The organism is Halobacillus naozhouensis, assembly GCF_029714185.1.
GTDB lineage: Bacteria > Bacillota > Bacilli > Bacillales > Halobacillaceae > Halobacillus_A > Halobacillus_A naozhouensis.
In genome coordinates this window covers 3,017,864-3,030,802 of record NZ_CP121671.1, presented here as the reverse complement: position 1 = coordinate 3,030,802, position 12,939 = coordinate 3,017,864, and the positions used below count along the sequence as shown (strand labels likewise).

At 37.6% G+C, this 12,939-nt stretch carries 16 protein-coding genes; 15 read left to right on the top strand and 1 reads right to left on the bottom strand.

Annotated features, from left to right (window positions below):
• Window positions 1–66 precede the first annotated feature (66 nt).
• From P9989_RS15870 to P9989_RS15830, 9 genes are all read left to right on the top strand, one after another.
• Window positions 67–276 (top strand): hypothetical protein, encoded by a 210-nt coding sequence (locus tag P9989_RS15870; protein ID WP_283075840.1) that lies wholly within the window; start codon window positions 67–69, stop codon window positions 274–276.
• Window positions 277–457: 181 nt separating this feature from the next.
• Window positions 458–913 carry an IDEAL domain-containing protein gene (locus P9989_RS15865; RefSeq protein ID WP_283075839.1) on the top strand — a complete coding sequence of 152 codons (456 nt, stop codon included), beginning with the start codon at window positions 458–460 and terminating at the stop codon, window positions 911–913.
• A gap of 329 nt (window positions 914–1,242) precedes the next feature.
• Window positions 1,243–2,121: an amyloid fiber anchoring/assembly protein TapA gene (gene tapA, locus P9989_RS15860; protein ID WP_283075838.1), complete on the top strand. Its 879-nt coding sequence runs from the start codon at window positions 1,243–1,245 to the stop codon at window positions 2,119–2,121.
• A 44-nt stretch (window positions 2,122–2,165) separates the two neighbouring features.
• Window positions 2,166–2,702, top strand: a complete 537-nt coding sequence (gene sipW / locus P9989_RS15855; RefSeq protein ID WP_283078950.1) for a signal peptidase I SipW — start codon at window positions 2,166–2,168, stop codon at window positions 2,700–2,702.
• Window positions 2,703–2,761: 59 nt separating this feature from the next.
• Window positions 2,762–3,373 carry a TasA family protein gene (locus P9989_RS15850; protein ID WP_283075837.1) on the top strand — a complete coding sequence of 204 codons (612 nt, stop codon included), beginning with the start codon at window positions 2,762–2,764 and terminating at the stop codon, window positions 3,371–3,373.
• A 60-nt stretch (window positions 3,374–3,433) separates the two neighbouring features.
• Window positions 3,434–4,255 (top strand): TasA family protein, encoded by an 822-nt coding sequence (locus tag P9989_RS15845; RefSeq protein WP_283075836.1) that lies wholly within the window; start codon window positions 3,434–3,436, stop codon window positions 4,253–4,255.
• A 102-nt stretch (window positions 4,256–4,357) separates the two neighbouring features.
• Window positions 4,358–4,588 (top strand): helix-turn-helix domain-containing protein, encoded by a 231-nt coding sequence (locus tag P9989_RS15840; RefSeq protein ID WP_283075835.1) that lies wholly within the window; start codon window positions 4,358–4,360, stop codon window positions 4,586–4,588.
• An 18-nt stretch (window positions 4,589–4,606) separates the two neighbouring features.
• On the top strand, window positions 4,607–4,729 hold the full coding sequence (locus P9989_RS15835; protein WP_283075834.1) for an anti-repressor SinI family protein: 123 nt from the start codon (window positions 4,607–4,609) through the stop codon (window positions 4,727–4,729).
• 75 nt (window positions 4,730–4,804) lie between these two features.
• Window positions 4,805–5,404, top strand: a complete 600-nt coding sequence (locus P9989_RS15830) for a hypothetical protein (protein WP_283075833.1) — start codon at window positions 4,805–4,807, stop codon at window positions 5,402–5,404.
• A gap of 98 nt (window positions 5,405–5,502) precedes the next feature.
• Here the strand turns inward: P9989_RS15830 and P9989_RS15825 are convergent, their stop codons facing one another.
• The gene (locus P9989_RS15825; protein ID WP_283075832.1) at window positions 5,503–6,549 is read right to left on the bottom strand and encodes an acyltransferase; all 1,047 of its coding nucleotides are present in this window, start codon (window positions 6,547–6,549) and stop codon (window positions 5,503–5,505) included.
• Between the two features lie 233 nt (window positions 6,550–6,782).
• Here P9989_RS15825 and P9989_RS15820 point away from each other — a divergent pair, with 233 nt between their 5' ends.
• The 6 genes from P9989_RS15820 (at window position 6,783) to P9989_RS15795 (ending at window position 12,870) form a co-directional block, all read left to right on the top strand.
• Entirely contained in the window at window positions 6,783–7,301 is a 519-nt protein-coding gene (locus tag P9989_RS15820) for a VanZ family protein (protein WP_283075831.1), read from the top strand.
• A 281-nt stretch (window positions 7,302–7,582) separates the two neighbouring features.
• Window positions 7,583–9,298 (top strand): phospho-sugar mutase, encoded by a 1,716-nt coding sequence (locus P9989_RS15815; RefSeq protein WP_283075830.1) that lies wholly within the window; start codon window positions 7,583–7,585, stop codon window positions 9,296–9,298.
• A 226-nt stretch (window positions 9,299–9,524) separates the two neighbouring features.
• A complete protein-coding gene (locus P9989_RS15810) occupies window positions 9,525–10,463 on the top strand; it encodes a glycosyltransferase family 2 protein (RefSeq protein WP_283075829.1) in 939 nt (312 codons plus the stop codon).
• Window positions 10,460–12,205 carry a DUF6020 family protein gene (locus tag P9989_RS15805; protein WP_283075828.1) on the top strand — a complete coding sequence of 582 codons (1,746 nt, stop codon included), beginning with the start codon at window positions 10,460–10,462 and terminating at the stop codon, window positions 12,203–12,205. The genes P9989_RS15810 and P9989_RS15805 overlap by 4 nt, the downstream gene beginning before the upstream one ends.
• On the top strand, window positions 12,198–12,548 hold the full coding sequence (locus tag P9989_RS15800) for an EamA family transporter (RefSeq protein WP_283075827.1): 351 nt from the start codon (window positions 12,198–12,200) through the stop codon (window positions 12,546–12,548). Before P9989_RS15805 ends, P9989_RS15800 begins: the two co-directional genes overlap by 8 nt.
• Window positions 12,541–12,870, top strand: a complete 330-nt coding sequence (locus P9989_RS15795) for an EamA family transporter (RefSeq protein WP_283075826.1) — start codon at window positions 12,541–12,543, stop codon at window positions 12,868–12,870. The genes P9989_RS15800 and P9989_RS15795 overlap by 8 nt, the downstream gene beginning before the upstream one ends.
• Window positions 12,871–12,939: the final 69 nt, after the last annotated feature.

Genomic DNA, 12,939 nt, shown 5'->3' with positions numbered 1-12,939 from the left:
CATATGAATATAAATACCTATTCATAAATAACTGGATTTTATTTTACTTAAAGGAGAATAAATAAAATGACAAGTAAAAGTACGCTTGAATCAGCTGTTCTACAGGTTATTTCAGAAATGGGATTGCTAGGTAAAAAGGATGATTTTATGAAGGAAGGACTACTGGCCATACATAACTTTAAGGTAAGTCATCCTGATGAACACCAATGTACACCATACCTCATCGGCGTAGCCGTCCGTAATCATTTGCGTTCGCTTGTAGTCATACACGATTAACCCCTCTAATATTAAAATTCTTAACGAAAGTTGTTTCACATTATTTGTAATGAGGAATAAACAAATTATAGAATCACCACAATACTTATGAATCCGCTTACACAAAATCCTTTCAATTTTTTAAGAAATGAGAGATAATAGAATAAAATACTGAATATTCTGATACAAAGGGGTGGGTGATATGCTAAATGTAAAGATGTTAAAACCATACTATGTTAAGGAAGATAAGCGGTTTATACGAGTTGTTTTAGCCTACCAGTATTTCTCCCTGTTTATTGATGACGAACTGTATCAATTTATTCCGAAAGAGTCGCGTGAAATTATTATCGATCGAAAACGTAAGCGTGTTCATAATGTATTTGATATTTTTGTTTTTCAACGAGGTAAACGCATTGTTTATGTATCTGTGGCAGACTTGATTGCGCTTCCTGACTTTTTAACTCATTTACATTCGATAACGGCTCCTTATTATAAAGAAGATGTTAAGAACATTATTGAGGAAAAAACAGACATAGCAGCGATTATTGATGAACTTGAAAAAAGTAATCTGCAACGTTTAATTGATCAGTCGCTGGATATCCGGGATCATGATGCCTTCACAACATTAACGGAAACCTTGCATTCCGACTACAGCTGATCGATCTAATCTATACGCTGAAAAAGCGCTACGACAAGTAGCGCTTTTTTTAATGCCAAAACCTGCCACCTCAGGTCATCGGTCATCCATAATATGGATGACCTGAGGTGGAAGGTTTTTCCTTTGTGTTCTTTATAGAAGTAAAACGTTCACTAAAAAGAATGTAAAACTAAGATATTCCTAGTTAAAGTGAGTAAACTATATATTTTTGTTCGTTTTAAAGAAAATATCGTCGATTTTACGGTTTTCTATTTTATCCCGTACAACCTATACTCAAATTATAAATTCGTTATAAAGAACAAAAAGTTCTTCGCGAAAGGGGTGTGGAGATGCGAAAAAGACGGTCCAGGGATCATTTTCAGCCTTTTAAACGCAAGTGTAGTCTCCTATTAGTAACTGTCACTATTATTAGTGCTCCGTTATCAGGTCAGTCGCTTCTGTCCGTTCCAACGAACGCAGCTTTTAACGATATCGAATCCGTGAATTTTTCCATACAAGCAGATGTTGAACAGGATCAAGACTGGGATAAAAGCTCCTTGGAGTTTAAAGACCAAGGATCCGAAAAGAATCTACTGTTCGCCATTGTAAAAAATGGTGATGGTTCGGAAGTTATGCAAAGAACAACTACTTATGAAGTGTACTTTGCTGAACAAGGAAACCCAAAAAAGGGAGAGAAGGTTGCTGAAGGTGTAATCCCAATGCTTGATCCTGGTGAGACTTTCCGTATGATTTTGGAAGCTGATACACCTGGCAAGTACATGTTTAAGGCTTACCATAGTAAAGGCCATCCAGGTAAAGGTGAGCTGTGGAGTGAAGAGATTGAGTATAGCTTGCCAAAATCTAAAGAGAAGGAAGCTAGAAAAGAACATGCCCAAGAGAAAGCAGTGAAACCATCTTCATTAGAGGAGAAAGAACCAACTAATAAAAAGCAAGAAACTGATACAGAGCCTGCTAAACAACAAAAGAAGGAAGAAGAAATTGAAGGTAATGAAGCTGAACCTAAAGATTTACCAGAAAAAGAGCAGAAGCAGAACGCAGAATCTCCACAATCCCCTGAGCCAAATCCAGAGGTGAAGAAAGAAAAATCTGAACCTCAACCAAAGGCTGCACAGGCAGCTGATTCAAAAGAAAAGATGAAAAAAGAAAATACCCAAGAAAATCAGCAGGACCAACAAAAAAAGTCAGAACAACCAACCCCTAAGGAGTAATAAGGAAGGGAGAGAATCAAGTGAAAGTAAAAAAAATCTTAAGCATGACTGTCAATGTTATCTTGTTTACCCTCCTGATTGCCATGGTGTTCCTGGTCATCATTTCGAGGGCATCAGGCGGGGATCCGACTCTCTTCGGCCATCAATTTAAGGTAGTCTTATCGGGTTCGATGGAACCAACCTTTCAAACAGGGTCAGTCATTGCCGTAGACTCCGCAATTGATACAGCGAACCTTGAAAAAGGTGACATTATCACTTTTTCCGAATCGGAAGACAAACTCGTCACCCACAGAATTGTTGATGTTGTGCAACAAGGTGATTCATTAATGTTTCAAACAAAAGGGGATAACAACGATGCCCCAGATCAGCAGTTAGTACTCGCTGACAACGTCGTTGCTAAATATACAGGTGTGACAGTTCCTTATATAGGCTACTTCTTAGACTTTTCCAACTCACAAATGGGAACGGCCATACTGCTTATTATTCCAGGATTACTCCTGATAGGCTATGCCTTCTTCACGATCTTAGGGGCATTGCGAGAGATTGATCCGAAAAACAAAGAAGAATCAACTACTTCATGATTGATCGTCTCTTTGGGTAGGGACTTCAATATAAAAAAAATTTTTAGGGAGGAAGTAAAATGAGCATTAAAAAGAAGATGGGTATGGGTATTGCAACGGGAGCACTAGGATTAGCACTTGTAGGTGGAGGTTCATTTGCGGCGTTTAATGATGTGGAAGCAATTGATAATACGTTTGCTGCTGGGACGCTTAATTTGACAACAAGTGAAGGTGCAGAAGCAATGTTTGAACTAAACAATTTAAAGCCAGGAGATTCTTTTGAAAAAACCCTCGTACTGGGAAATGGGGGAACATTAGATATTAATGAGATCTTGGCAAATGTAAGTTTTGATGGGCATTCGAATGTATCTCACCCTGAATTACCTGATAATGATATGCAGGATTTCTTGAATCAATTTAATATTAAAATTTTACAAGATGGAGTAGAAAGATATAACGGTTCTTTGGGAGCTTTAAATGGAGTTGGTAACGTCGATGTCACCCAAAATGAGGAAGGGGAGCCAGGTCTTCCAGTTGAGGGTAAGACAAATATAGATTTTAAAGTAACTTTTGTTAATGATGATACTTTACACGAAGGTTCTAAACTATTTGAACAAAATAAATATCAAGGTGAAAGTGCCAATATTCATATTGATTTCGAAGCTACACAAATGCCAGGCGAAGAAAAATAATTCATTCAAATTAACAGATATGAAGAATACATTACTTAAATTATGAAAGGAGGGGACGCCATGGGTATTAAAAAGAAACTAACAAACGGCGCTTTAGCCGCTACTATGGGGTTAGCTTTAGTCGGAGGAGGCACATTCGCTGCCTTTAATGACGTAGAAGCTATAGATAACACAATGGCTACAGGTACACTTGAACTGGATTTACAGGATCTAAATGGTGAAAAGGAATTTAGTATTTCGAACTTAAAGCCGGGAGATCATGCTACAAGGTCTTTTAAAATGTTTAACACGGGAAGCCTTGCCATTAAAGATGTGTTGCTTTCAATAGATAAATTTGAATTTCATGACGAGGCTCCCGGGGATAGTGATATGGAGGATAATCATGACGAATTAGAATACCTAGACCAGTTCGAGGTTAGTGTAATAACGGTAGGAGCAGAAGGGGGCAGCGGTGGATTTCCTAAAAATATCGTATCTAGTGAGGACGACATAACTCTTAAGGATATCTATGAAGTTTCTAAAGGTGTTTCTAGTGCTATAGGGGAAATTGAAGCAGCAGTCGCGGATGGATATGTAAGCGAAGACGGACGAATCAACATAGCAACGGTAAACCCTAGCAAATGGACTGGAATACCAGTTGTTCCAAAAGATCCGGATAACGTAAAAATTAAAATTGAGTTCGTAGATGATAAGACCAAGGACGAGAATGAAGAATACTATGTTCAAAACAAATTCCAGGGTGATTCAGCCGACGTAACTTTCACTCTCGAAGCCCGTCAATGGGGAGGCCTTGACGTCAAAGGAAGTGACGTGGATGAGAATGGTTTCATTGAAACCAATGAAAAGGCAAATTCAGAAGAAGGTAACCCTCTTAGACCATAACTTTGAACAATACAAAAGCAGACATAAGCACAACAGCTTGTGTCTGCTTTTTTTAACAAAAAACCGAATATATCCGGGGAGGAAGCGGGGGACTAGAAAGACGTGACAACCTTTGGAGAGAGAATACGAGACTTACGCCTTGGACAAGGATATACCGTAAATCAATTTGCTAGAATGTCAGGCGTATCAAAATCTTATATCAGCAATATCGAGCGAGGAATTCAAAGAAATCCTTCCCTTATCGTTATGAAAAAATTTGCCGATACATTAAATGTTCCGCTCGAGGATTTATTATTATTAAATCAGCTACGTAACAATCATCAAGCAAATTAAATGAGAGAAGGTAATCACATGGCAGAATCGAAAGTACAAGCACAACTTGATCAGGAATGGATCGAGCTTATAGAAGAAGCCAAACACCTTGGACTCAGCATTGAAGAGATTAAGCAATTCATTTCAGGAGAACGAGCTTAGATTGCGGCTCGATCCTGACTGCATTTTTTCTAAATAAAGTGCCTGCAGGAATGGGCCGTAGGAAGAGGTGGAAGGATGAAGGGGAAGATTAGGTTCACTCGATTAGCAGCCCAACCGAATAGATCGGGGATGGCTGTTCCACAGCACCTGGAGGCGAAAAACATAATTTGTGACTTAACTCCAGTCGTACAACAATTTTCTCAACTTATGGTCAGTTCGGGCAATCACATTTGGAGCCGGGCAGGGCATTTGCACTCATTTAGCCAAAAGGATAAAGCGCAGCAGAATCCGATGGCGGCTATTAGAGGTGATGAATCTCCGCTCTCTTATCTTCAGGCAGCTGTATGCTATCATGAATTACAGCAGTACAGTTATTACAAAGATATGCAATGGGATTCGCAAAGGATTCTTGATGACCCCTACATTGATAGGGTGACTCGATTAGGTTTGTGGCCCTTTAGAAAAATGGCCCGAAGCTTAGACCCGATTTTCTTTTACGATTCACTTCATCATCCTGTTGTCATTTTCTATACGTATCAAAATACCGATGGAGAGAGCATTCTTAAGCACCTTCACCGATTTAATTTCGAAGGTTATCTATTGAAAATGCATACTAAAATTGTCGCTTTGAATACTGAATCATCGTTTATATGGAATCGAATAGGATTCAATTAAAGAAACAGGCTTTTCTCGGAAGCCTGTTTCTTTATGGGAATAATTACTAATATTTTATTTTTACTAAAATGGAAGTGGATCCCTATTTGAAGATCCACTTAAAGCACTAATTTTTTTGTTATTTTATTTTGTTGCATCAGATAAATTATCCCAAAACTAATTGAGATTACCATAACAGCAACTAGAGGGACAGAAACAAACGAGTGTTCAGTTAAAGGTATATATCGGGTTATTGTATTCTGTATAATAGGGTGTATCATATATATTCCAAAACTAACTCCACTAGCTATTAATATCAGGTTCCTAATTTTTGGAGACTCCTCAAGAAAAGGCATATTCATATATTTGAAAAGTAAAAATAAAGCCACCGCAACAAAAAATACATTAGGAGAATGATTGTCAAAAAAGTAACCTCGAAAAGTGCCTTCACTTCTTACTACTGTTAAATACCATGTTCCAAATATAGTAACAAAAATTGAGCCTATGCCTAAAAAGTATAATGTAACTCTATATTTATTTTTTATATGGTAATTCATTAAATAATAACCTAACAAAAAATAACCAAGAAATCCATCGGTTGCGGGTATATCAAAACGTATATTCATTTCAAACGCTTCCATTACAAAAGGATAAATAATTGAGGAAATAAACCAGAGAACTAATAAATATATTATATATTTCTCACTTGTTTTTGAAATGAATATTTGAAAGATGGGGGCGATGAGGTATAGCCCCACAATCATGTACACGAACCATAAATGGTAATAAACGTCACCAGTCAAAAATTGCTTGACTCCAATAGCTAAATTTATTTCCGAGTTAGTATGGAATTCCTTATACACTAAAAAGAGAATACTCCAAAAGATAAAAGGTAACAAAATTTTAGTTAATCGTTTCTTTAAAAACTTAGTCAAAGATTGTTGGTTTTGATATGGCTTCAAAATAAATGCTCCACTAATCATTACAAAGACTGGTACGCACCAGCGTGAAATTGAATCCAATATATTACCGAGCCACCATACCTTTGGTCCTGAACCATTATATTCATAAAGTAATGGCGCAGCACAGTGTAATACAACTACTGCACAGATAGCCAAGAATCTTAATAAATCTATTGATATGAGTCTCTCCTTTGCTTGTCCCATACTCAGTCCTCCTTGGTTCCATAACATTTAATTGCTTACAGTATCTAGATAACTAATATTCATATTGATATTACCTCAGGCTCAAATAATGAATTCGATATTTCGACATTTATTAGGGGGGTCTTACCTGTATGGGTAGGATTATATTAGATAGTTTCCTTGATAAAGATATTCACAAATTAAAAGAAGATATGCTAAAATAAGAAATAGTTTTACAAATTGTGAGGAAATCTATGAAAAAGTTTATATATTGGATCCCTGCCATCGTCTGGATGGGAATAATTTTTTATTCATCATCGACACCTTACGAGGAGCAGGATGTGAAGCCCTTATTAGGTAATTGGATTGACCTCTCAGGACTCATCCCATTGTTTGAAGGAGTCTCGTTTACTTATCACTATAGTGAGGTTAGCATCGCAACCCTTGGAATAGCTGGATTTATCGAGTTTTTTATTAGGAAGGGTGCTCATGTAACCGTATTTCTAGTCTTAACCGTTTTGATTTACCATGCCATCCGCAAAACCACTCGACAAACGTACCAATCCTCCATCATCACGGCTTGGATTGCAACATTGGTATACGCAATTAGTGATGAACTGCACCAGGGTATTACACCAAATCGTACCCCATATTACGGTGATGTGTTTCTGGACGGTACAGGTGGCTTGATTGCTATTATACTAATCAGCATCGTGCATTTTCTTAGAAGTTGTAATTATGGAAGACCTATTAAAAACCGACGAAAAAGATAGTTTATTATCGAATTTTTGAGGAATAGGAGATATTAACGAGTATTTAGGAAAAGGTGGGAACTATGAAAGCAGAAGATTTGAAAGAAATCCTTCAGTCGATTATCAGTCAATCTGAAAAATCTGAACTAGCTTCTTCTGAAGATGTAATTAACCGATTGATCCAACAATTACAAAGTTAATAGTATAGGACAGGTAAAATTCCTGTCCCTTTTTATGTCTAATTTTACAAATGAATTATGATATAATTGACTCTAAATACATATAAAAAAAGGAATGATTACATGAGTTGGAGGCAGGAATACGAGCGTTGGCATTCTTTCGCATCTCTTGATAAAAACCTACGTACCCAATTGGATCAAATTCAAGGTGATGAACAATCCCTTGAGGATGCCTATTACAAAAACCTTGAGTTTGGTACAGGAGGGATGCGTGGCAAACTAGGAGCAGGAACGAACCGTATGAATGTGTACACGATTCGTCGTGCCGCGGAAGGGTTGGCGGCCTACATAGAGGAAAGAGAAGGACAAGAGAAAGGTGTCGCTATTGCCTATGATTCCAGATACATGTCCAAGGAATTTGCTGTTGAAACAGCAAAGGTACTAGGTAATCATGACATTCAATCATATGTGTTTTCTTCCTTAAGACCGACTCCAGAACTTTCGTTTGCCGTTAGATATCTAGGAGCTGCAGGAGGAGTTGTCATCACAGCCAGTCACAATCCACCAGAATATAATGGCTTCAAGGTTTATAACGGTGATGGCGGGCAGATGCCTCCTGAAGAAGCAGGAACGGTCATCAAATTTGTTGATCAAGTAGAAAATGAATTAACCGTTGAGGTAGCTGATCAAGCAGAACTTGAACAATCCGGTTTATTGAAGTGGATTGATGAAGATGTTGATCAAGCTTATTTAGATGAATTAAAAACGGTAAATGTAAATTCTGAAGTAACGAAAACAGTTGAAGACTTTAGTGTCGTTTTCACTCCTCTTCACGGAACAGCAAAAATGTTAGTAGAAAAAGGTCTAAGTCAGATTGGACTAACTAATGTTCATACAGTTGCTGAACAAGCAAAGCCAGACCCTGAATTTTCAACTGTTGCCTCGCCAAATCCAGAGGAACATCAGGCTTTTGAAATGGCTATTAATAAAGGGAAAGAGACAAACGCTGATATTCTTATTGCAACAGATCCAGACGCTGACAGACTTGGGATAGCGGTGCCGGATGAAAATGAAGAATACCAAGTGTTAACAGGTAATCAAACGGGTGCTTTACTGCTGGATTACCTACTTTCCCAGAATAAAGACTTGCCGAGTAATGGAATTATGATTAAGACGATTGTAACCTCGGAATTTGGGCGAGTCATTGCTAATCATTATGGAGTGACCTCATTAGATACATTAACTGGCTTTAAGTTTATCGGTGAGAAAATTAAGGAATATGAAGAAACAGACCAACATACATTCCTGTTTGGTTATGAAGAAAGCTATGGTTATCTCGTTAAAGACTTTGCCCGAGACAAGGATGCTGTCCAAGCAGCTATGCTCTCAGCAGAGGTTGCAGCTTATTGGAAGTCTAAAGGAAAAACTTTACTGCAAGCGTTAGAAGGCCTTTACAAAAAGCATGGATATTTCCTAGAGGATCTTCAGTCGTTGAAAATGGAAGGAATATCAGGATCGCAGCAAATCACAGCTATCATGGATGACTTTCGTGAAAATCCTCTAAAGGAAGCTGGCGGATTAAAAGTGGAATCTGTTGAAGATTACACATCATCTGAAAGAACGAATGCAAACGGAGAAGTGGAGACGATTCACTTGCCAAAAGCAAATGTTCTTAAATTTAACCTCGAGAATGACTGCTGGTTCTGCCTTCGTCCATCCGGCACCGAGCCAAAAATTAAATTTTATTATGGTGTGAAGACAAATTCCAGGAGAGATAGTAGTGAGTTGCTTGAAGTAGTGAAGGAATCTGTAAATCATAAAATTCAGCATCATCTTTAATATCAGGGCCCGATAGCAGTTTTGTTAACTGTTTATCGGGTTTTTTTGTGAGAACCAAAGTTATTGACTGCTTTAACAAGTTTTACTTTTTTATGGATATATCAGGGTATAACTTTACACAACTTAACAAAACTTAACAAAAATGATGTATAAATTATGTCGTTTCATGTTTTAAAGTGTTGGGAGAACGATAACTTAAAATTGTTTTGTAAAGGAGTTCGTCGTTGTGAGAGTTGCTGTTTTAATACCTTGCTATAATGAAGAACAGACAATAGGTAGTGTAATTCAAGATTTCAGAAAGGAACTCCCGCAGGCTGACATTTATGTTTATGATAACAACTCTAAAGATCAAACATCTAAAGTAGCTAGAGAAAACGGTGCTATCGTTAGCAGGGAGTACAAACAAGGGAAAGGGAATGTTGTACGTTCTATGTTTCGCGATATCGAGGCAGATTATTACGTAATGGTTGACGGGGATCGGACCTATCCCGCGAAATTTGTACACCAATTGCTGGAACCTGTGATAAATGGAGAAGCCAATATTGTGATTGGAGATCGTTTATCGAACGGTACATATATAGAAGAAAATAAAAGAAAGTTTCATAATTTGGGGAACAACCTCGTCCGTAACCTTATTAACTTTTTATATAAAAGTGATTTGAAAGACATTATGACAGGTTATCGCGCCTTCGACCGCTTATTCGTTAAATCTATTCCGATCATGAGTCCAGGGTTTGAAATTGAAACAGAAATGACCCTTCATACTTTGGATAAACGTTTTACAATAAGAGAAATCCCGATTGAGTATAAGGATCGCCCAGACGGAAGTGAATCAAAATTAAACACATTTAGTGACGGCTACAAGGTGTTAAATAAGATTTTTAACTTATTTAAGGAATACAAACCCTTACTGTTTTTCTCTTTTTGGGCAGTGGTATTCCTGCTATTAGGACTCTCAGCAGGAGTACCAGTCATTGTCGAGTTTATCAATACGGGTTATATCTCGAAAGTACCTTCTGCTATATTGGCTGTAGGTCTTGTGATTCTATCCATGTTATCACTTGTTTGTGGGCTGATTCTTGACACGGTAGCTGCTAATTTTAATAAGCAATATGAACTCGAATTGAATAAGATCAAATCAGATATGAAGGGCTATCAAAAATGAAGAAAAAAGTAGTCATGCTCACCTTTATCAGTAGTATAGTTGGTTTAATCAGTACAATATCTTTTATCTCATTATATCAGGAGCTTTCTGCTACCTCATGGAAAGTAGTCATTCTGAGCTTTATTGTTTTCTTTGCTTTAAGCCTTACCATTTCATTCTCTTATATTAAAAGAAGGAATGAGTTTCATACATTCGTTAAGAGGCCCATGATACTCATCTTCGGGGCTGTATTTTCTTTGTTGTTAGTTTTTAGTTTGAAAAACACGAATCAATACTTGGATTTGTATCCATGGCTGTTCAAAGCATCGGTCTATAGTATGTCATTTGTCTTAATTTTTATGGGAATAACGTATCTGTTATATATACTTGTTCATACTTCCTTCCAATTAAAGATAAGAACAGTATCACGTTGGAGGATATTGTTATATGCCATTCCGCCGGTTTTGATTTGGTCAGTTTATTTAGTTGCTTATTTCCCTGGAACTATGACTCCAGATTCATTTTCACACTGGGAACAAATCCATACTTTCGATTTTAGTAATTGGCATCCGGTGGTTTATACGTGGTACATACTGGGGCTAACTAGTATATGGAAGTCTCCAGCCATTGTGGCTTTTTCTCAAATTGTAGTCATTGCGATCATAAGTGGTTATATGGTGTACAGCTTGGAAAAAAGAGGGCTTCCTAGAAAGTGGCTTTGGCCAGGTATGATGTTGTTCGCACTTTTCCCTTTAAACGGCATCTTCGCCATCGCCATGTGGAAGGATATCTTTTTCAGTGCATTCCTTTTCCTTTTTACCATTCTCGTGTTCAATATTGTCTCTACAAAAGGAAAATGGCTGGCTTCCAATGGTCATCTTTTTATTCTTGGTTTAACAGTGCTGGGTGTTAGTTTTATGCGAAATAATGGCTTGCCAATATTCATCGTTATGGCCATTTTAATGATGATCACTTTTCGGCAGTATTTGAAACGGTTAATCTTAACTGTGGGACTAGTAGCGGTGACATATTTCGTTGTGACTGGCCCATTTTATTCATATATGGATGTAAGTTCAACAAGTCCAAATGAAGCGCTCGGGATTCCAACGCAGCAAATAGCTAAGGTGATCGTAGAAGATGGTGATCTTACAGAAGAGGAACGCACCTATCTCAATAAAATATTGCCGCTAGAAAAATGGAAAGAAAAATATAACCCTTATATAACCAACCCTATTAAGTTCGCAGGGGAATATAATCAGGATGTTATTTTTAATGACTTTCCTTATTACCTGAAAACTTGGGCGTCGATCGTATATAACAATTTTGGGTTGGCAGTAGAAGCTTATCTGGACCAAACCTCGCTGTTATGGCAAATCAATCAACCGGATGACGGTTATACGAGTACGTTTGCCAGAAATGTGTATTTGTATAATGATTATGGGCTGCAAACAGACCCTTTGAGTAACACCGTTCATCGTTTTATCAATTATGGCCTTGGGTGGATTGACCAGAACTTGCGTGAGTTTATTTTACGGCCAGCTACTTATACGTTTTTGATCATTCTTACGGGTATGGCACTAGCTATAAAGAATGGCGCACGCTCTTTACTGGTCATCTTACCAGTGCTGCTTAATACAGGAACCATGTTTTTGGCTATACCGGCACAGGACTTTCGGTACCAATTAGCTAATGTGTTTATAGCATTTCTGATGATGGTAGTTGTCTTCCTGAAATTTGATAATGGGACGGTAAAACATGAATGAATTTAAACAGTCATTTAAAAAGAATGGTTTAGGAATAGTATTAATGGTATTGGCTTCCCTTCAGACAGCCCTTGGGCAGATGTTCTGGAAGATGGCCAATGGAGAATTGAATTGGACTTTAATTCTCGGCTTTTTCTTATATTTCCTTGGGGCCGTCTTTATGATTATAGCCTTCCGTTTTGGAAGCTTATCAGTGCTTCATCCATTATTAAGCATAGGGTACGTGTTTGCCCTGTTTTTTGGAAGTCTAGTCCTGCAGGAAACGATTACGGAAAGCAATTTACTTGGAACGCTATTTATTATTGTAGGTGCTGCCCTGATAGGAGGTGGGGATCATGATTAAGTGGGTAGGAATCATCATGGTTTTCACCTTACTAGGAGCTGTCGGAGGTTATTTTTTTAAACGAGCGACCAGCGAAGGTGTTGCGATGAATGGTCACTTTATGAAAAATCTTACCATAGGCGTCGCGTTTTATGGATCAGGGGCAATCTTGAATATTATCACTTTGAATTACTTGCCTTATACGATTGTTTTTCCATTAACATCAATCACCTATGTTTGGACGATGCTGATCTCCTACGTTTTTTTAAACGAAATTATTTCAAGAAAAAAAATGATAGGAGTCTTATTCATAGTGATAGGATCCTGTTTACTCATTACCTAGAACAGAAGTGATTCAGGGTCCGCTTAGGATAACAAGGTTATGGTATAATAAAACTGAAATGTGCCAAAT